Origin of the sequence: Streptomyces sp. NPDC051364, assembly GCF_040682115.1 — a bacterium.
Taxonomy (GTDB): Bacteria; Actinomycetota; Actinomycetes; order Streptomycetales; family Streptomycetaceae; genus Streptomyces.
Map to the genome: position 1 here is coordinate 128,146 of NZ_JBFBAH010000009.1, position 17,473 is coordinate 145,618.

Here is a 17,473-nt window from a genome sequence, read left to right on the forward strand (position 1 = left end):
GTCGTGTCCTTCTGAGTATGCGCGAAGTCAGTGGGATGTGGGGGGGGGAGGGGCCGGGCGGCGCACTGCGCCGCCCGGCCGGCTCACCGGTCGGCCGTCAGCGGCGTCGCGTCCGCGTGCGCTTGACCTTCAGGGCCTCGAAGCGCGGTACGTCGCCCTCGCGGACCCGCTGCCAGGCCCGCCGGTAGAGGTCCGCGGCCGGCTCGTCCGGGACCAGCACGCCCAGCACCGGCCGCCCGGCCGCGGCCAGACCGTACATCGGGAGCTTCCACCGCTCCACCGGCAGCACCGGCGAGGACATCTCCGCCCAGCCGCCGGGCAGGAACAGCGAGCGCCCCGCCCGGGTCCGGGAGGCCGTCACCACCAGTTCGGTGGCGGCCAGTTCGGCGCGGGCGGCCTTCAGCCGGGCCGGCTTCCAGCCCGTCCAGCGAGCCACGTTGCGGTCGGTGGGGTCGGGCATCGCGAGCAACGCCAGGTACACGGCGGCCGCGTCCGCGCCCAGGCCGTGGGCCTCGGAGACCTCTGCCACCAGCTCGGGCACCGAGCGGCTCGGGTCCTGCGGCCACCACGTGCCGTCCTTGTCGACGGCGCCGGCGCCGGCCGCCGGCGCGCCCGGGTCGGCGAGCAGCGCAGCGAAGCGCGGGTCGTGGGCGGCCCGCAGCGCCGTCTCCACCGACGACGGCTGCTGGTCGTCGCCGCGCAGCGCCGGCAGGTAGGGGTCGGAACCGGTGGAGTCGAGCAGGGCCGTCCGCAGTGCGGGCTTGGGCCGGTCGTCCTGGGTGGCCATGACCACCGCGCCGTACCGCTCGTAGCCCTCGCCCGTCTCGGTCGGCGTGCCCGCCGCCTTCCGGAAGTCCGGGAGGCTGGCGTAGTGCCCGATGGTGAGAAGCAGTCCGGGCGCGGCGAGCCGCTGCCGGACGGCCGTGAGCGCGGGCGGCAGGGCAGCACGTACGGGATCGCCGGCGGGCAGCCGGTGGGCCAGCCAGGCCGTCAGGGTCAGCGCGCCGGTCAGGACGGACGCGGTGAAGGGCTGGCCGGCCGGTTCGCTGGGCTCGGCGTGGTCGCCCTTCACCTCCCAGGCCACGTCGACGCCGAGCGACGGGGACGCTGCGGGGTCGAGGATCGCGGCCAGAGCCCGGTGCAGGGGCCAGGACGTGTTCGCGGCCCGTGTGGCTTCGGTGAGCAGCCACTCGGGCACGGGCTTGCGGCGGCCCACGCGCCGGTTCCACAGCTCCGCGACGGCGGCCACGTCCGGGCCCTCGGTCCACAGCCGTGCCGGGTCGGCGGGCAGCAGCGTGGCCACGAGCTCGCGCCGCAGCTCGATGTCGAGGCTCTTGAGTTCGGTGCGGGCGTTCTTCGCGTCGGCGACCTTGACGCCCAGGGCGGTGCGCAGTTCGGCCGGCAGGAAGTCGTGCTCGTAGCTGTCGACGTTCGGCAGGCCGGCCAGCAGCAGCCGCGCCAGGGCGGCGGACACGCCGGTGAGGCGGGCGAACTCCTCGGCGGCTTCGGGGAAGAACGGCGCCGGGCCGCGGTCTGCGGCCTCGGTCAGGAAGGCGGCCAGCCAGCCGGCGCCGCGCTCCCGGTCGCCGAGCGGGGCCTCGCCGCGCAGGGTGTACGGGCCGGGCACCGCGAAGCGGCCGGCGGGGTCGTACAGCAGCGCCCCGAACTCGTGGCCGTACGGTACGGACGCGCAGTGCTCGGTGAGGCCGAGGACGGCTCCGCCGCCGAGCGGGAGCAGGCTGCGGTGCGAGGTGTTCCGCTCGATGCCGTCGGGGGTGCGCAGATGGCGCCGGTCGAGGTGGACCAGGACCCGGCGCCAGCGGTCGGCGGAGCCCTCGGCCGAGTCCAGCCCGAGGGCGTCCACCCGGCCGAGCAGGGTGCACAGGGCGGTCCGCTGCTCGTCGGTGGTGCCGACGGCGACGGCCCGGTAGGCGATCGCCGCGGGCTGGTCCAGCAGCTGCGTGAACGGAAGGGCGGAGTGGGGCAGTTCGGGCAGGTCGAAGTGGAGCCGGCCCGGCACCTCTTCGGCACCGGTGTCGGCGGCAGCCCGGACCATCCCGTCGAGGTAGCGGTAGGCGACGTCGCTCTGGGCGCCCCAGCGGTAGTACCCGGTGCCTACGAGCCCGTACAGCGCGTCGGCGATCAGTTCGTCGGTCGGGCCTTCCGGCTCCCGGTCGGCCGCCGCACCCGTGTCGGGGTCCAGCCGGGCGGCGACGCCGTCCAGCGCCTTCTGCTGGACGAGGGCGAAGCGGAGGACCTCGATGATGCCGCCGATCAGCTTCGGGGCGGTGACCTGCGGCAGCGCGGCGCGCACCACGTCGGGCAGGTCGGTGAGCGCCTCGGCTGCGGCGGCCGCCTCGAGCAGGGCGCCGATCGTGGCCCGGTCCGCCGCGCGCAGGGCGGCCGAGGCTTCGGGGTCGCGCGGGCGCAGCGCGTACCAGAAGGGCAGCGGCGGGAGGTCCACGCTGCCGGTGGCGAAGGCCGTGTTGCGGTAGTCGCTGCGCGACTGGGCGGTGACCACGCCGTCCGGGTCGCTGATGCTCAGCTCGCGCCAGCGGTGCGTCAGGGCGCGGGGCCGCTCGTCGCCGGGGAAGGCGAGCGCGGCGACGGGCATCTCGCTGCCCTCGGGCACGCTGACGGTGCGTCCGGCGGTGTCGGAGCCCTCCCAGCCCCGGCCGGGGAGGCGTACGGTGCGCCAGCCGAGCAGGCCGTCCACGGGTGCGCCGAGGACCGAGCCCTCGACGGTGGGCGCGGGCCGCAGCCATGCGGCGTGGGCGGGCACGGTGGCGTTTCCGGGGTGCGCGCTCAGGGCGTCGGCGAGGAAGCCGGGCTGCGAGAGCCGCCCGAGGGCGCCGTCCGAGGGGTCGTACTCGCGCCAGCCGCCGTCGTTGTCCTGGTCGCGGCGCTGCCACCGCCAGTACGAGGTCCCGTCGTGCAGCAGGGGCTGCTCGCTCGGCAGCCTGGTGTCTCCCGCGTGCAGGACGCCGCCGCCGGTGGTGCGGCCGCCGCCGGGCAGGGGCAGGCTGATGTCGTCGGAGCGCAGGTTCCAGTGGTTGCCGGAGTGGTCCAGGGTGAACACGGTGCCGGGCGCGGTGTGCCAGTAGCCCTCGATGCCCCCGCCGCCCCGGTGGGAGGACCAGAAGACGAGCAGTTCGCCGTCGACGTAGTGGAATCCGTACCGGTGCGAGTTGCCGCTCGGCGCGCGCAGGTCGTGGGTGAGCACGGTGGAGTCGGCGTCGATGACGCGGACCTGGGTGGAGTTGGCGACGATCAGGTACGGCCAGGCCTCGACGACCGTCAGCGCGTGCCCGCCCTGGGCGGGCGTCAGCTCGGCGATCGCGGACTCCCAGGCGGGCCAGGACAGTTCCTCGAAGAGGCCGGCGCGCAGGGTGCGGGCGAGGGTCTCGCCGAGGTCGGCGGCGGCCGCGGCGGCCACCTCGTCGCGGGCGAGTTCGAGGGCCTCGGCGGGCAGCCAGGTCAGCCGGCGGATGGACTCGGGCAGGCCGGGCAGACCGGCGGCGGTGGAGGCGCCGGCCACGTCGTGCATCCACTCGGTGAGCATGGGGCGGCCGCCGGGCGAGGCGGCGAGCAGCCGCATGACGTTCACCGAGTCGGCGTCACCGCCGAGGCCGTACGCGGCGCGCCGGAAGGCGGGCCGGAAGCGCGGGTCGGCGGCGATGGCGAGGAGGTCCCGGCGCCGGTCGGAGCCGGCCCAGTCGGTCAGGTTCAGCTGGTTGTGGCGCCGGTGGGACCTGGAGTCGGTCTCGGGGTCGGTGACCGGGATGTCCAGGGAGAGCAGCAGGTCCAGCAGGTCGGCGTCCTCGACGCCCACCTTCAGGCCTGCTTCGCGGCCGGGCTCGGCGAGTTCGGTGCGCAGCCGGTCGGCCGCCCGGGTGACGAGATCGAGCAGGTCGGGCAGCGTGGGGCGCGAGCCCCAGCCGGTGTGGCGGGCGGCGTGGAAGCGTTCGAGCCAGCCGGCGGCGCCGTCGGAGCAGCGCTGTTCGGCGGGCAGTTCGGCCGCGATCAGACCGGCGGTGGCGCCGGATTCCTCGAGCAGGCCCAGCCAGAGGGCGGAGAGTTCGCCGTCGCCGCCGCCGGGCGGCATCAGACCGAGCAGGGTGCCCCGTACGGCCGGCGCCCGGCGGGCGAGCGCGACCAGGGCCGTGCGGTGCGCCTTCCACCAGCCGAACGCGGCGCGCAGGGTCGCGGGCAGCGGCAGCAGTTCGGCGAGGTAGTCCTGCTCGGCCTCGGTGCCGGTCAGGCCGGCGGCCCGGGCGAGGCGGCGCAGCTCGGTCGCGGCCTGCGCGGAGGGCGGCAGTCCGCCCGCGGTGCGGCGTACGCACAGGCGGCGGAAGCGCTCGTGGGCCTCGGCGGGGCTGACGCGGCCGGACAGCTCCTTGCCGTAGCCGGTGAGCACCTTCACCGGGAGGGCGCCGACCAGGGCGAATTCGAGGAACACGCCGTCGAGGCGGTCCTCGTCGACGGCGAGGCCGTGCTGGGCCTCGCTGGTCCGGGCGCGGCCGAACAGCTGGGCGGCGTACGTGGTGTTCTCGACGGCGAGGAACACGCGGGCGGCCTGCTCGTAGAAGACGGGCAGGAAGTGCGGGACGGCGGCGGCGAGCCGGCCGGCCAGTTCGTGGCAGGCGTCGAGGGCGGCCTTGGGCTTGGTCTTGGCCTGACGGGCGAGCCGGTCGAGTTCGGGGACGACGGCGAGGGCGTGGTGGCCGTCCTCCGGGTGGTGCACGAGGACCCATTCGGGGAAGCCGAGGGCCTGGCGCTGGCCGAGGCCGACCACGGGCGGCTCGCCCTCGTCGAGTACGAGTCCGAGGAAGCCGGCGGCCAGGTCCTCGGCCGGACCCAGTTCGGCGGCGGCCAGCCGGACGACGACACGGTCGTCGGCGAGGGCGGGATGGCGGTAGGTGCGTGCGGTCAGGTCGACGGCCGCGGGGCCTGCACCCTCGGTGCCGGTCGGCAGCACGGCGCCGGCCTTGAGCAGCAGTTCGGCGTCGGCCGCGGTGCCGGTTGCCCTCGTGGTGCTGGTGGTGGTGCTCATCGCGCGTCCCCGCCCTCTTCGATCTTGCGCCCGGCGTACAGCGCCGCGGCCATCCGCATTCCCTCGGACCAGGCGACCGGTCCGACCTCCGTCAGGCGCACCGCCCGGCCGTTCTCGTCGTGCCAGCTCAGGGCGCCGGTGCTCGTCTCGTCCTCGTAGTACGGCTCGCCGATCCAGACCGCCGCTTCCGTACCCCCGCCCGTGTCGCGGACCTTGCAGGTCGCGTAGCCGCCGGAGACCCGGTAGCCGAGGCCCGTCGCCCGGGCGGCCAGGCCGAACCTGCTCGCGAAGACCCCGCCCGCGTAGTCCCGTACCTCGGTGGCGGTGGCCGCCGGCCCCTCCGGCTTCTCCCACGTCGGCCGGTGGATCTGCTCGACGCGCTGCACGATGCCGAGTTCGGCCGCGAAGTCCCGTACGTCGTCCAGGTCGGGCAGCAGCACCGGGTGCGGCAGCGTCACCGTGCGCGGGGAGAGCCGTACGGTCTCGCCGTCGAGGTTGACCACCTTCAGCTCGCCGGAGGCGGTGGCGTCCCGCAGGAAGCCCACCTCGTCCGGGTCCTCGCCGACGACGGCCATGTCGCGCAGCGCGTTCTGCCAGGCCTCGTCCGGCCAGACCTGCGCGAGCAGCGCCGTCGGCACGGGCAGCGAGGACACCATCCAGGTGTCCACCTGGGCGATGCAGGCGGCCTCGTGCCGATCCAGCCATTCGGCGAGCCGGCGCAGCCGGTCCACCTCGGGGTGGTCGCGCAGCGCCTTGGGCAGCGTCTTCAACTGCCGTCCCGCCGTCCGGCCGGTGGCGGACCGCGCCGCCACCTTCCCCTCCACCAGGGCGATCTCGTACCCCTCGCCCGCCGCCAGCCATGCCATCAGTACGTGCCCCTCCGCCTGCCCGATCCGGATGCGCGCAGCGTCGACCAGGGGGAAAAGACCCCCTGAGCTGCGGTATGCGGGGAGACTAGCGAGAGCCACTGACAACGCCCCACGAGGGGGGCCCTGCTCGACGTCGGTGCGGGCGCGGCCGGTTGGGCGTCCGGTTGAATGTCCGGTTCTGGGTACTCTTTCCCGGACAGGGTGCGGAGCCGGCTCGGGGTGGGGTTCATGGGACGTCAGATACGTGTACGCGGTGCGGCCCTGGCGGTGTCGGTGCTGCTGGCCGTGGCCGGTTGCTCGGGAACGGGCACGACGGACAAGGACTCGAAGCCCTCGGCGCCGCCGCCCTCGGCCGGCACGTCGCCCTCCGCTCCGGGTGCGGGCGACGCCAAACCGGCCGCCGGGGACGTGCTGCCCGGCCTGGTCACCGCCCAGGTGGCCCGGACCCGGCTGGCCGCGCTGAAGGTCGCGCCGCCCGGCACCATGGCCGGCTACAGCCGGGCCAAGTTCACACACTGGGCCGAGCAGGGCAACAAGTGCGACACCCGCGAGGTGGTCCTCAAGCGCGACGGCAAGGACGTCACCCAGGACTCCGAGTGCAAGGCGGTCTCCGGCACCTGGAAGAGCCTGTACGACGGGGTGGTGGTCACCGAGGCGTCGAAGATGGACATCGACCACATCGTGCCGCTCGCCGAGGGCTGGCGCTCGGGTGCGGCGGGCTGGGACGCCGCACAGCGCAAGGCCTTCGCGAACGACCTGACCCACCCTCAGCTGCTGTCGGTGACCGCGGCCACGAACCGGTCGAAGGGCGACCAGAGCCCGGACCTGTGGCAGCCGCCGGACAAGTCGAGCTGGTGCCAGTACGGGCGGGCCTGGACCACCGTGAAATCGACGTACGGCCTGACGGTTACGGAACCGGAGAAGAAGATGCTCGGGACGATGCTGGACAGCTGCGCGGCATGACCGGACGGCAGCAGTGGTACGACGGGGTCCTGGCCGGGCCCGGCGGGGCGATGACCGACGAGGTCGGCGTCATCACGGGCCCGCTGACCGTGCGGACGACGGCGGTGGCGGGCGGCCGGGTCCGGATCGAGATCCAGTACACGGACGCGGAGGAGTGGTACACCCTGACCGGCAGCCCGGTCCCCCACCACGGCGACCCGGCCGCCGTCCACGCCGCCGTGCTCGCCGCGGTCCGGGCGGGCCATGCGGCCGAGGCCCCGGGCACGGCCCCCGCCTGACCGGGCCCGGGCCCGGGCCCGGGACGGAGCCGGTGGTCAGCCCTCGTACTCCGACAGGTCGATGCTGTGGACCTGGAGCAGGTGTCCGTGCTCCGGGTCCGTCGTGTCGAGGTCCAGCACCATGCCGAGCTTGCGGATCACGTTCTCGGACTCCTCGTGGCCCGACCGGCTCACCGCGATCACCCGGTCGAGGCCGCGGTCCTGGAGAGCGAACTCCAGGGTGGCCTGCGCGGCCTCGGAGGCGTAGCCCTGGCCCCAGTACTGCCGGCCGAGCCGCCAGCTGACCGCCACGAAGTCCCGCGCCTCCGCCGGGGACTGCGCCACGGACAGGCCGACCGCCCCGATCAGCTCCCCCGAAGCCAGCAGTTCGACGGCGAAGAGGCCGAAGCCCTCCTCGTCCCACTCGTCCTCCCAGCGCTCGATCTCCTCGGCGGTCTGCTCGAGGTCGAGGGTGGAGCCGTCGCCGATCCAGCGCATCACGTCCGGGTCGGCATTGATCTCCGACAGGGGGACGAGGTCGTCGTCGGTCCAGCGGCGGAGAAGGAGTCGGGGGGTACGGATCTCGGTCATGCCCCCATCCTGCCGAACACCGCCGACCAGCGGTAATCGGGCCGGCCCGGGTGAGCAGCACGTACCTGATCACCACCCCGCGTGCCGCGGATCACGGATGGTGGAAGCGGACCTCCGGCGCCTCGGGGCTCGGGCCGTCGAGCAGCGGCTGCGGCACGCCCTTCAGGTGCTGGTCGAAGAAAGCGCCGACGTAGCGCCGGGTCAGGTCGACCGAACGGGCGCCGGGCAGCGGCGACAGCGGGGGCAGCCCCAGCTGGTCGCTCATGGTCGGCCAGTCCGTGAAGGTGAAGTGGTTCGAGTCGTCGAGCGTGATCCAGCGCTTCCAGCCGTCGAGACGCTGCCAGTTGGGGTCCCAGCTCGCCTCTCCGGTCCCCGTCTGGCCCGGGCGGGATTCCTGCGCGCCGAGCAGCATGAAGGGCCGGCCGCCGAGCCCGCCCGCAGGCACCGGCGAGAACACCCCGCCGTCCATGTCGATCCCGGCACGGATCCGCGGGTCGGTCGCCATGGCGGCGACCGCGGCGGAGCCGCCGATGGAGTGCCCGGCCATCGCGATCCGGCTCTGGTCGATCAGGCCGGCGTTGCGCCAGGCCGGGTGGCGGCCGGTGAGCCGGTCCAGCAGGAAGGACACGTCACGGGCGGTGATGGCGAACCTATGCGGATGCCCGCGCTTGATCGTCACCTCGCAGGAGGACGGGAACCTCCGCCGGACGGAGGGTGCCGCCTCCCCCTCCGGTAGGAGGTGTCAGGACACGGTGATCGCGTCCAGCTTGCCCCGCAGGTACGTGTGGGAGTCCACGGGGTCGTGCACCACCCGGCCGACCGGCGCCGGGAGGGACTCCACCCGGGTGTGCGGGTCGCATTCGTAGAAGTAGACCAGCGAGATGAGCTCCTCGGCCGGTGCGTCGGCGGGCGGCGGCAGCACCCGGTGGCGGCCCGCGCGCCAGCGGTCCCCTGTCCAGCGGGCCATCAGGTCGCCGATGTTCACGGTGAGCGCGGCCGGGTCGTACGGGGCGTCCTGCCAGCCGTCGGCGTCGGTGTGGATCTGGAGCCCGCCCGAGCCCGGCTCGCGGTCGAGGACCGTGACCGTCCCGAAGTCCGTGTGCGCCCCGATGCGGAACTGGCCGGGCAGGGGCTCGCCGAGCACCTCGGTGCCCGGGTACCAGTTGAGGTTGAACCCCCAGGTGGGGTGCCCGGTGTGGCGGGTGAAATGGTTCGCGGCGAGGCCGAGCGCGGTGGCGAGGAGCTCCAGCAGCTCGTCGGACAGGGCCCGCATCCGGGTGATGTACTCGACGGCCGCCGGCTGCAGCGCGGGCACCTCGGCCGGCCAGGCGTTCGGCCGGAACCACTCGGCGTCCACGGACGGGTGCCCGGTGGGCTCGTCCGCCGCGCACGACCAGGACTCCTTGAGGTCGGGCGGCGAGGCGGCCCCCTCCGCATAGCTGTTGGCCTCGGCGCCGGGGCCGAGCCAGCCGCGGCCGCCGACCGCGACCGCGTACGGCTCCTTCGCCTTCGCCGGCAGCCGGAAGAACTCCTTGGCGGCCTCCCGGATCCGCGCGGGCAGCTCCGGGTCCACGCCGTGCCCGGTGATCAGCAGGAACCCGGCGGCCTGGAGGGCCTCGTCGACGCGGGCGGCGATCCGCTCCCGCGCCCCGGGCTCGCCGGACCGCCACGGCCCGAGGTCGATCACGGGGACCTGGGAACGAGCGGAGGCGGCGGAAATCGGAGAACTCGCCATCGGAACCTGCCTTCCGAGCCGGTGTCGGGCGTCCACCTCCGAGGCTATCGCCCCGCGCCGCCACCCGGCCTCAAGGACGCTGCTCCAAGCCGCTGCACGGCGGCGAGTACTCGACGTACGGCAGGTGGGCGGACCACTGGGCGCGTGTGATCCGGGGCCCGGTGTGCGCGCACGCCCCGGCGATCATGCGCGGTCCCAACTGCGGCTACCGAGCAGCGGCTACCGAGCTGCGGCCCGCAGGGTGTAGCGGGCTTCGCCTTCCTCGGTGGAGCCCGTCCGCTCGAACCCCGCCCGGACGACCACCCCGTGGGAGGGGGCGTTGTCCGCGTCGACGCGGGCGTGCAGCGCGGTCACACCGGGCTGCCCGAAGGCCCAGCCGACCAGGCCCTTCAGCGCCTCGGTGACGTACCCGTTGCCGCGGGCGGACGGTACGAGGTCGTAGCCGATCTCCGCGTTCCCCTCGGCGTCGGGGGCTCCGTGGAAGCCGATCCCGCCGATGGCGCGCCGGTCCCGCGTACGGACGATGGCGTACGCGCCCCACCCCGGGCGGTGCGTACCCTCCTCCCGCGCCTTGGCCACCATCCCGGAGGCGACCCGGGTGCCCTCGCCCGGGCCGTCCTCGGCCCAGGCGAAGCCGCCGGTGCCGCCCTCGTGGAGATCGCCGGCGACGTGCGGGGAGATCTCGCAGAGCACGACGCGCTCCCTGGCGATGGGTTCGGCGTACCAGCGCCAGGCCCGGCGGCGGGGCAGGCCCGGGAGTCCGGCCCGGCCGGTCACCCACAGGAGGGTCGGCCAGGGAGCGGCGATGTCCCGCGGAGCCTGCGGGAAGAGCCGGACGAGGACCTGCTCGCAGAGGTCCGCGTCGGGCTCCCAGTCGCGGACGCCGAGGCCGACCAGGATGTCGTGGGTGTGCAGCAGCGTCTCGACGACGCCCATCGCGGCGAATCCGTCCGGGCCCGCCATGCCGTACGGGTGCCAGGCCCGGACCTCGGGGTCGGTCACGGCCACGGCGGCGGACAGCAGGCCTCCGGTGGCCTCGATGACCTGGATCAGGCCGGTGGGGGTGGTGCCGGGGTCCGCGCTGATGTCGAAGGGGGCGTATCCGCTGGTCGAGCGCCCGGTCAGCTGCGTGGCGTACCCGGTGAAATCGCCCGCCACGTGGACGGCGGTGTCGTAACAGCTCCACTCGAGGTCGGCGGCCGGAGCGGACCAGTCGAGGTGCGCCACCCGTCGGAGCGCCTGTGCGGTGAGGGACACGGATCGGTCTACGGCGTCGGAGCCCATGATCGTCATGGGCGGAACCCTAGGTCGGCCGCCCGCGCCCGGGCCAGCGGATATCCGGCACGGCCGCGGAGCCGTCAGGGGCCGGGGTCCGGGAGCGGGCCGCCGCAGCGGGAGCAGGTCTGGACGCCCCGCTCGGTGGCGAGCCGTCCGCAGTCGGGGCAGACCAGGTGGAGCAGGCAGGCCGGCTCACCGCCCTCGGCGGGGGCGGGCGCGGACAGCTGGCCGGAGTCGCTCGACCCCTCGGGACCGTGCACCTCCGGGCCGTGGGCGTGCGTCGTCATGTTCCGTCCTTCCCGTATCCGTATCCCTCCCCCGAGACGGCCCTCGCACACCTGGCGGATAAGGTCGTAGCCGGTCTGCGTCGGCCGTACCAGGGACAGGCGCGAGGCCGAGGCGGCGGTTGATCACCCTGCCTCCGTGCCGCCTCGACCGCATTCGCCCTGTCGTCCTGCCCCGGAAACCACGCATGAGCACCGCCCTGCCGTCCCCGTCCGCCACCACCCCCGCCCCCGAATCCGCCGGCGAGCCGGCCCGCTCCCGGACCGCCTTCGGCCGGGCTCCCGCTCGCCCCACCCCCGCAGCCGCGTTCCACAGCATCAGCGCCGTGACGGCGGTCCTGCTGGGGCTCGTCGGGATCGGCGCGATGCTCCACGAGCCGGTGCTGATACCGCCGCTGGCCGCGAGCGCCGCCCTCGTGCACAGCGCCCCCACCCTGCCCCTGGCCCAGCCGCGCGGTGTGGTCGTCGGCCATCTGCTGGGCATGGCCGTCGGCTACGGCGTCCTCGCCGCCGCCGGCAGCAGCGCCTGGGCCGCGGCCGTCGCGGCCGGCGTCACGCTCGCGCTGCTGATGGCCGCCCGCACCCCGCACTCGCCCGCCTGCGCCACCTCCGTCGTGATCGTGCTCCAGAACCCGGCTCCGGCCCGGTTCGTCCCCCTGCTGTTCGGCGCGACGGTGCTGCTCGTCCTGACCGGGTACGCCGCTTCGCGCATCCGGCGCAAGGCGCCGCGGTATCCCGCCTACTGGTGGTGACCCGTCCGGTCGTGCGCCGCGCGTCCGGCCGATGAATCCACGCCGCTGCGGGAGTCTTTGTCTGCGAGGGCCGGCCCGCTCGGCCGGCCCCCGCCTCGGGAGAGGCATCGGGAGAGGTGGAGTGATGACCGGCCTGCGCGACATCCTGGAACGGCACGTGAGCAGCGGATCGCTGCCCGGGGCGGTGGGCCTGGTGGCCCGTGGCGACCGGGTGGAGGTCGAGGCCGTCGGCTCGGCCGACATCGAGGGCACGGCACCGATGGTCCGGGATTCGATCTTCCGTATCGCCTCGCTCACCAAACCGGTCACGGCCGCGGCGGTCATGATGCTGGTCGAGGAGGGCCGGTTCGCGCTGGAGGACCCGGTCGATCCGTGGCTGCCGGAGCTGGCCTCGCGCGTCGTCGTCCGCACGCCCGCGAGCCCGGTCGACGACGTGGTGCCCGCGGCGCGCCCGATCACCGTGTTCGACCTGCTCACGTTCCGCGCCGGGTACGGGTTCCCGTCCGACTTCTCGCTGCCCGCGGTCGGTCTGCTGTTCAGCGAGCTGAAGCAGGGGCCGCCGCAGCCGCAGCAGATCCCGGGGCCGGACCCGTGGATGAAGGCTCTGTCGGGCATTCCACTGCTGTACCAGCCGGGCGAGGCCTGGCTGTACAACACCTGCTCGGACATCCTGGGCGTGCTGATCGCCCGGGTGTCGGGGCAGTCTCTGCCCGAGTTCCTGGCCGAGCGGATCTTCGAGCCGCTGGGCATGGCGGACACCGGGTTCGCCGTCCTGCCCGCGAACCTGGGCCGGTTCACGAGCTACTACCGCGGGGGCGACGGCGGCCTCGAACTGGCCGACGCCCCCCACGGGCAGTGGAGCAGTGTCCCGGCCTTCCCCTCCGGCACCGGCGGCCTGGTCGGGACCGCCGACGACTGGTACGCGTTCGGCCGGATGATGCTCGCGCAGGGGGCACTGGACGGGGACCGGGGCCGGCTCCTGTCGGCCCAGTCGGTGCGGCAGATGACCACCGACTGGCTGACCGTGGCCCAGCGGTCCGGCGGCGAACTGTTCCTGGAGGGCCAGGGCTGGGGGTTCGGCGGCTCGGTGGACGTCACGGCCCGCGATCCGTGGAACGTGCCGGGGCGGTACGGCTGGGTCGGCGGCACCGGGACCGCGGCCCACATCACCCCGGCCACCGGCGCCGTCTCCGTCCTGCTCACCCAGCGGGAGATGACCGGCCCGACGCCGCCCGCCGTGATGCGGGACTTCTGGACGTACGCGGCCGGCGCCTGAATCTCCCGGGTACCGCGTGGCTACAGGCGGACGTTCCAGTCGACCGTGGACTTGAGGCTGCGGGCGATCTTCGGGTCGCGGACCGAGGGCGTGCGGTCCTCGGCCGTGACCGACAGCTTGTGCGTGCGCAGGTCGAAGAGCCACAGCTCGGACACCGCGACCTCGGTCCGGCCGGCGAACCGCTTCAGCTCCCGCCCGTCGAGGTACCAGCGGACGTCGAGCTGCCGGCCGTCCGCGCCGGCCAGCCGGGGTACGGAGACCTTGGCCGTGTTGCGCAGCCGCAGGGTGCGGCCGGTCGGGGTGAGCGCGGCGGCGGGCTTCGCGTGCTGGTAGAAGCCGGCGATCATTGCCTCGGTGCCGGGCAGGTTGAAGGGTTTGCCGAGCACGCGCATGATCGAGTTGTCGGTGGGCCGGTACAGGCCGGTGACGTAGTATCCGCCGCCCTCGTACGCGCCGACCGTGCCGCCGTCGGGCGACGGGGCGCCGAGCCAGCGGTACCACTTGGCCTGCTCGGCGGCCATCCGGTCGGCGGGCAGCGTGGAGGTGTTGGAGTCGGCGGGTTCGGGGCCCTCGTACTTCTCGTAGCCCGGGGTGCCGGGGTAGAAATACTCGTCGGCGAGCTTGCCCAGGGAGTGGCCGGTCTCGTGGATGGCGACCTGGCCGGACTTCGCGTTGCCCGCCGACGCGGTCGATATCCCCTCGTAGCCAAGGGTGGCGCTGGGCTCGTTGTAGCCGGCCCCGCCGTACTTGGCGCTGTTGGCGAGGACGAGGACCAGGTCGGCCTCGGGCGCCTTCGCCACGTACGCGTCCACCTTCGGCTGGTCGATGCAGAGCAGCCGTTCGATGTCCTCGCACCAGAAGTACGAGCCGAGGGCGGTGTCGCGGACGGTGGCCGGCGTGGGGTCGCCGGATACGCCGGAGTCGTGGGAGACGGCGTCGACCGTCCAGACGTTGAAGAGGTTGCGGTACGTGGAGTACGGCTCGACGGCGGCGATCTCGGCCCATTTGGCCTGAGCGTCGGCGTGGAACCGGTCCTGCTCGGCGGCGGTGTAGCCGTCGCCGATGACGACGATGTCGAGGCGGTCCGCGGTCGGGCCGTTGTCGACCATCTTGGCGACCTCGCCGTCGGCCGCCCGCTCGGCCTCGGACAGCTGCGGGGCCTTCTTCGCCTTCCCCGCGACGGGGACACGGGTGTGGCCGGATCCGGCGGCCGTGCCGTCCTCCGGCCCCGGTATCTCCACCTCGGTCCCGGTCTTCGCCGGTGTCGGCGAAGGTATCGGCGGCGGGGCTGCGGCCGCCGTGCCGAGGGGGCCCGCGGCCAGCAGCAGGGCCGTCGTACAGACCGCGGCGAGGGCGGCGCGCAGGGTCAGGCGAAGGGACGGATCCATGGAGTTCTCCCCCGGGAGGCCGGAAATTGCCGCAAGTTAAGCGGCTTGATAAGTGGGCTGAACCGGTTGCTTAAACTAGGGGGCGCACGGGACGTGCGCAATGGCCTGCCACCCCTGCACCATGGGGAGTTGGAGCAACCAGGGGGTCTTCATGGACGAACCGGCCGAGATCGGCCGCAGGGTTCAGCGCATGCGCGCGGAACTCGGCCTGACACAACGGGCGTTGGCGGAGCCCTCGTACACCCCCGCCTACATCTCGACTCTGGAGTCGGGCAAGGTCCGGCCCTCCGAGACGGCGCTGCGCTTCCTCGCCGGGCGGCTCGGCACCTCGTACGAGGAGCTGGCCACCGGGCGGCCCGCCCACCTGGCCACCGAGGTGCGCCTCGCCCTCACCGACGCCCAGCAGACGCTGGCCACCGGCGACGCCGCCGAGGCCGCCGTCCGCTACCGGCAGCTCCTCGCGGACGCGGAACGGCTCGGCCTCGACGCCGAGCGGGCGGAAGCGCTGCTCGGCCTCGGCGACTGCGCCATCGAATCGGGGGAACTGCCGGACGCCATCGCCCACTTCGAGGCGGCCGAGCGGCTGCTGGCCGACGAGCCGCTCCCCCGCCGTGCCCGCCCGATCCGCGGCCGGGCCGTCGCGCATCTGCTCGCCGGGGAACTCCGCTACGCCTGCTACCTGCTGGAATCCGCCATCGACGAGCTGGGCGCGAGCGGGCTGGCCGATCCGGAGGCGCTGGTGCTGCTCTACGCCGCCGTGATCGGCCCGTACATCGACATGGGCGCCCACGCCCGGGCCGCGCACGCTGCCGAACTGGCCCTGGCGCTGGCTCCGCAGGTGGCCGACCCGGCACTGGTGGCGGGGATGCACCGGCAGGTCGCACGTACCTTCCTCACCGCGGGGCGGCCGGCCGACGCCGATGCCTCGCTCGCCAAGGCACAGGCGATCTACCGGCAGCTGCGGCTGCGGACCGATCTGGCGCACTGCCACTGGATGCGCGGCTACGTACAGGCGCAGAACGGTGATCTCGTGGCGGCGGAGGCCGAGTTGCGCACGGCCCGGGACATGCTCTCCGCCCGGCGGGCCGCCCTGTTCACAGCGCAGGTCGAGGTGGAGCTCGCCGACGTACTGCGCCGGCTCGGCCGCTGCGAGGAGGCGACCGGGCTGCTCTCCGCACTGCTGGAGCTGGGCAACAGCCACGGCGCCGTGCATGCGGGCGGCGCGCACCGGCTGCTCGGCCTGATGGCCGAGGGGCGCGGGGAGACCGAAGCCGCCGAGGAGCACTACGTGCAGGCGCTGACCCTGCTGGAGCGCAGCGGGGCGAGCGGGGATCTGGCGGACCTGTGCCGGCTGCTGGGCGACCTGCTGCGGCGTACGGGTCGGATCGAGGCCGCGCTGGACGCCTACCGCACGGGCCTGGGCCATCGCGCGGCGCCGGGGACCACCACACTGGGCCCGGCGCCCGCATCACCGCTGCGGCGGTGATGCGGGCCGCTGAAAGCGGGGCCGGCCTCGTCAGTGGTTCTCGGTGGGCCGGAGGTCGCGCGGGATCATCGTCCAGGTGGTTGCCGCCGCGGCGACCACGAGGAGTCCCGCGATGAGGAACGCCGGTGTGATGGCGAGGGTGTAGGCCTGGGAGGCCGCCTCGATCAGGTCCTTGCCGACCGTGCCGCCCAGCTGTTCGGCGATGTGGGCGGCTTCGCCGACGGATTCGCGGACCGCCGCGACGGTTGAGCCGTCAGGCCGGACAGGGCGATGACGGCGGCGAGGGGGAGGTTCAGAAGGAACGCGGAGTGCCAGCCGTAGTCCTGGACGAGGAGCCCGCCGACGACCGGGCCGAAGGCCATGCCGCCGCCGAAGACGGCCGCCCAGACGGCGAGCGCGAAGGCCCGCTCCTTGGCGTCGGTGAACACGCTGCGCAGGATCGACAGGGTCGAGGGCATGATCGCCGCGCCGCCGATGCCGAGGAGGGCGCGGGCCGCGATCACGTGCCAGGGCTCGGTGGAGAAGACGGCGATGAGGGAGGCGACGGAGAAGATCCCGAAGCCCGCCATCAGCAGGCGCTTGCGGCCCCAGCGGTCACCGAGGGCGCCGGCCGTGACCAGCAGGCCGGACAGGGCGAGCGCGTAGACGTCGATGATCCAGAGCTGCTGCACGGCGCCCGGCTGGAGGTCGCCGACGAGGGAGGGGAAGGCCACGTTCAGGATCGTGGCGTCCATCGAGATCAGCAGAAGGCTGCCGGAAAGGATGGCGAGGACGATCCACCGACGCGGGTCGAGTGGAGCGGCGGTGCGGCGGGCGTGCATGGGGTTCCGTTCGGGGTTGCGCGGCGAGGAGGCGGTCGCATCGCATCACAGTGAGCCTCCCTCGCCTCGAATGATACAAATTTGTCTCATTCGATGCAAAGGAAGCTCATACTCGGGGATCCGCGTACGCTGTTTCTTCGACCCGCCCCGCCCTCGCCCCGCCCGCCCCGCCCGCCCCCGAACGGAGATCCGCTGTGCCGGACGACAAGACCGAGGATCACGCCTCCGCGGCGGCGAAGCACGAGAAGTGGAAGGAGAAGGGCGTCGCGCTGCGCGCGTTCTTCTACATCTTCGGGACGCACGTGTTCGCCGGGTTCGTCTGGCTGCTGTTCTACCTGGGCGAGCACGCCAAGAAGTAAGGCCCCCAGGCTCCTCAGGCCTCGCAGGCCCTCAGGCCCTCACGCCTCGCCGCTCCGGGCGCGCGCGCCCGACCGGGTCCGCCCCGGCGTCTGGGCACGCTGCGGGTGCCGTCGTACGTACTCGTGCTCCAGCTCGTTCATCCGCTGCGTATGGGTGACCAGCGCCTCGTCCGACCCGTACAGCAGGGTCTCGTGGCGGGTCCGGTGGATGGCCTCCAGCTCCTTGAGCAGCTTGCCTTCCTCCAGCTTCCCTGCCGACGGACCGCCGTCATGCTCGGCCATGGCCTTGCACCTCCTCCACTCCATCATCCCCTGCACCGCCGCGTTCGTCCCGGCCGCGGCCTTCCGCCGCGGCCTCCCG

16 protein-coding genes are annotated in these 17,473 nt (G+C 74.0%); 6 read left to right on the forward strand and 10 right to left on the reverse strand.

The genetic code is table 11. The annotated features are described in order from the left end of the window. Positions 1-97 precede the first annotated feature (97 nt). Together AB0M76_RS20875 and AB0M76_RS20880 are read right to left on the reverse strand one after the other, a co-directional pair. A complete protein-coding gene (locus AB0M76_RS20875; protein WP_365954258.1) occupies positions 98-5,053 on the reverse strand; it encodes a DNA-binding protein in 4,956 nt (1,651 codons plus the stop codon). Continuing rightward, positions 5,050-5,919 carry a DUF4132 domain-containing protein gene (locus tag AB0M76_RS20880; protein WP_365954259.1) on the reverse strand — a complete coding sequence of 290 codons (870 nt, stop codon included), beginning with the start codon at positions 5,917-5,919 and terminating at the stop codon, positions 5,050-5,052. Before AB0M76_RS20880 ends, AB0M76_RS20875 begins: the two co-directional genes overlap by 4 nt. Positions 5,920-6,150: 231 nt before the next feature. Here AB0M76_RS20880 and AB0M76_RS20885 point away from each other — a divergent pair, with 231 nt between their 5' ends. Both AB0M76_RS20885 and AB0M76_RS20890 read left to right on the forward strand, forming a co-directional pair. Beyond that, entirely contained in the window at positions 6,151-6,885 is a 735-nt protein-coding gene (locus AB0M76_RS20885; RefSeq protein ID WP_365954260.1) for an HNH endonuclease family protein, read from the forward strand. After that, entirely contained in the window at positions 6,882-7,163 is a 282-nt protein-coding gene (locus AB0M76_RS20890; protein WP_365954261.1) for a hypothetical protein, read from the forward strand. The genes AB0M76_RS20885 and AB0M76_RS20890 overlap by 4 nt, the downstream gene beginning before the upstream one ends. A gap of 36 nt (positions 7,164-7,199) precedes the next feature. Here AB0M76_RS20890 and AB0M76_RS20895 read toward each other — a convergent pair whose 3' ends face one another. From AB0M76_RS20895 to AB0M76_RS20915, 5 genes are all read right to left on the reverse strand, one after another. Further along, positions 7,200-7,733: a GNAT family N-acetyltransferase gene (locus AB0M76_RS20895; RefSeq protein ID WP_365954262.1), complete on the reverse strand. Its 534-nt coding sequence runs from the start codon at positions 7,731-7,733 to the stop codon at positions 7,200-7,202. A 91-nt stretch (positions 7,734-7,824) separates the two neighbouring features. After that, positions 7,825-8,412, reverse strand: coding sequence for a lipase (locus AB0M76_RS20900; RefSeq protein ID WP_365954263.1), 588 nt, complete (start codon positions 8,410-8,412; stop codon positions 7,825-7,827). 63 nt (positions 8,413-8,475) lie between these two features. Further along, complete coding sequence (locus tag AB0M76_RS20905; RefSeq protein WP_365954264.1) at positions 8,476-9,468, reverse strand: 2-oxoglutarate and iron-dependent oxygenase domain-containing protein; 993 nt, start codon at positions 9,466-9,468, stop codon at positions 8,476-8,478. 219 nt (positions 9,469-9,687) lie between these two features. Further along, entirely contained in the window at positions 9,688-10,761 is a 1,074-nt protein-coding gene (locus AB0M76_RS20910; RefSeq protein ID WP_365954265.1) for a GNAT family N-acetyltransferase, read from the reverse strand. A 65-nt stretch (positions 10,762-10,826) separates the two neighbouring features. Then, on the reverse strand, positions 10,827-11,033 hold the full coding sequence (locus tag AB0M76_RS20915; RefSeq protein ID WP_365954266.1) for a hypothetical protein: 207 nt from the start codon (positions 11,031-11,033) through the stop codon (positions 10,827-10,829). 185 nt (positions 11,034-11,218) lie between these two features. On the opposite strand from AB0M76_RS20915, the gene AB0M76_RS20920 reads away from it, so the two are divergent. Together AB0M76_RS20920 and AB0M76_RS20925 are read left to right on the forward strand one after the other, a co-directional pair. Next, the gene (locus tag AB0M76_RS20920) at positions 11,219-11,782 is read left to right on the forward strand and encodes an HPP family protein (protein ID WP_328619426.1); all 564 of its coding nucleotides are present in this window, start codon (positions 11,219-11,221) and stop codon (positions 11,780-11,782) included. 124 nt (positions 11,783-11,906) lie between these two features. Continuing rightward, positions 11,907-13,058, forward strand: a complete 1,152-nt coding sequence (locus tag AB0M76_RS20925) for a serine hydrolase domain-containing protein (protein WP_365954267.1) — start codon at positions 11,907-11,909, stop codon at positions 13,056-13,058. A gap of 20 nt (positions 13,059-13,078) precedes the next feature. On the opposite strand, the gene AB0M76_RS20930 is transcribed toward AB0M76_RS20925, so the two are convergent. Further along, the gene (locus tag AB0M76_RS20930; RefSeq protein ID WP_365954268.1) at positions 13,079-14,446 is read right to left on the reverse strand and encodes a M64 family metallopeptidase; all 1,368 of its coding nucleotides are present in this window, start codon (positions 14,444-14,446) and stop codon (positions 13,079-13,081) included. 151 nt (positions 14,447-14,597) lie between these two features. Between AB0M76_RS20930 and AB0M76_RS20935 the strand changes: the two genes are divergently transcribed. Then, entirely contained in the window at positions 14,598-15,932 is a 1,335-nt protein-coding gene (locus tag AB0M76_RS20935; RefSeq protein WP_365954269.1) for a tetratricopeptide repeat protein, read from the forward strand. Between the two features lie 164 nt (positions 15,933-16,096). On the opposite strand, the gene AB0M76_RS20940 is transcribed toward AB0M76_RS20935, so the two are convergent. After that, the gene (locus AB0M76_RS20940) at positions 16,097-16,753 is read right to left on the reverse strand and encodes an MFS transporter (protein WP_365954270.1); all 657 of its coding nucleotides are present in this window, start codon (positions 16,751-16,753) and stop codon (positions 16,097-16,099) included. 194 nt (positions 16,754-16,947) lie between these two features. Between AB0M76_RS20940 and AB0M76_RS20945 the strand changes: the two genes are divergently transcribed. Beyond that, on the forward strand, positions 16,948-17,112 hold the full coding sequence (locus tag AB0M76_RS20945; RefSeq protein ID WP_266660843.1) for a DUF6126 family protein: 165 nt from the start codon (positions 16,948-16,950) through the stop codon (positions 17,110-17,112). A 39-nt stretch (positions 17,113-17,151) separates the two neighbouring features. Here the strand turns inward: AB0M76_RS20945 and AB0M76_RS20950 are convergent, their stop codons facing one another. Further along, positions 17,152-17,394, reverse strand: a complete 243-nt coding sequence (locus AB0M76_RS20950) for a DUF6158 family protein (RefSeq protein WP_266660845.1) — start codon at positions 17,392-17,394, stop codon at positions 17,152-17,154. Positions 17,395-17,473: the final 79 nt, after the last annotated feature.

Coding starts and splice junctions, on each gene's coding strand:
- AB0M76_RS20935 (WP_365954269.1), top strand. CDS start 14,598: ATGGACGAACCGGCCGAGATCGGCCGCAGGGTTCAGCGCATGCGCGCG.
- AB0M76_RS20915 (WP_365954266.1), bottom strand. CDS start 11,033: ATGACGACGCACGCCCACGGCCCGGAGGTGCACGGTCCCGAGGGGTCG.
- AB0M76_RS20880 (WP_365954259.1), bottom strand. CDS start 5,919: ATGGCATGGCTGGCGGCGGGCGAGGGGTACGAGATCGCCCTGGTGGAG.
- AB0M76_RS20925 (WP_365954267.1), top strand. CDS start 11,907: ATGACCGGCCTGCGCGACATCCTGGAACGGCACGTGAGCAGCGGATCG.
- AB0M76_RS20940 (WP_365954270.1), bottom strand. CDS start 16,753: ATGCACGCCCGCCGCACCGCCGCTCCACTCGACCCGCGTCGGTGGATC.
- AB0M76_RS20930 (WP_365954268.1), bottom strand. CDS start 14,446: ATGGATCCGTCCCTTCGCCTGACCCTGCGCGCCGCCCTCGCCGCGGTC.
- AB0M76_RS20895 (WP_365954262.1), bottom strand. CDS start 7,733: ATGACCGAGATCCGTACCCCCCGACTCCTTCTCCGCCGCTGGACCGAC.
- AB0M76_RS20910 (WP_365954265.1), bottom strand. CDS start 10,761: ATGACGATCATGGGCTCCGACGCCGTAGACCGATCCGTGTCCCTCACC.
- AB0M76_RS20885 (WP_365954260.1), top strand. CDS start 6,151: ATGGGACGTCAGATACGTGTACGCGGTGCGGCCCTGGCGGTGTCGGTG.
- AB0M76_RS20950 (WP_266660845.1), bottom strand. CDS start 17,394: ATGGCCGAGCATGACGGCGGTCCGTCGGCAGGGAAGCTGGAGGAAGGC.
- AB0M76_RS20905 (WP_365954264.1), bottom strand. CDS start 9,468: ATGGCGAGTTCTCCGATTTCCGCCGCCTCCGCTCGTTCCCAGGTCCCC.
- AB0M76_RS20875 (WP_365954258.1), bottom strand. CDS start 5,053: ATGAGCACCACCACCAGCACCACGAGGGCAACCGGCACCGCGGCCGAC.
- AB0M76_RS20920 (WP_328619426.1), top strand. CDS start 11,219: ATGAGCACCGCCCTGCCGTCCCCGTCCGCCACCACCCCCGCCCCCGAA.
- AB0M76_RS20890 (WP_365954261.1), top strand. CDS start 6,882: ATGACCGGACGGCAGCAGTGGTACGACGGGGTCCTGGCCGGGCCCGGC.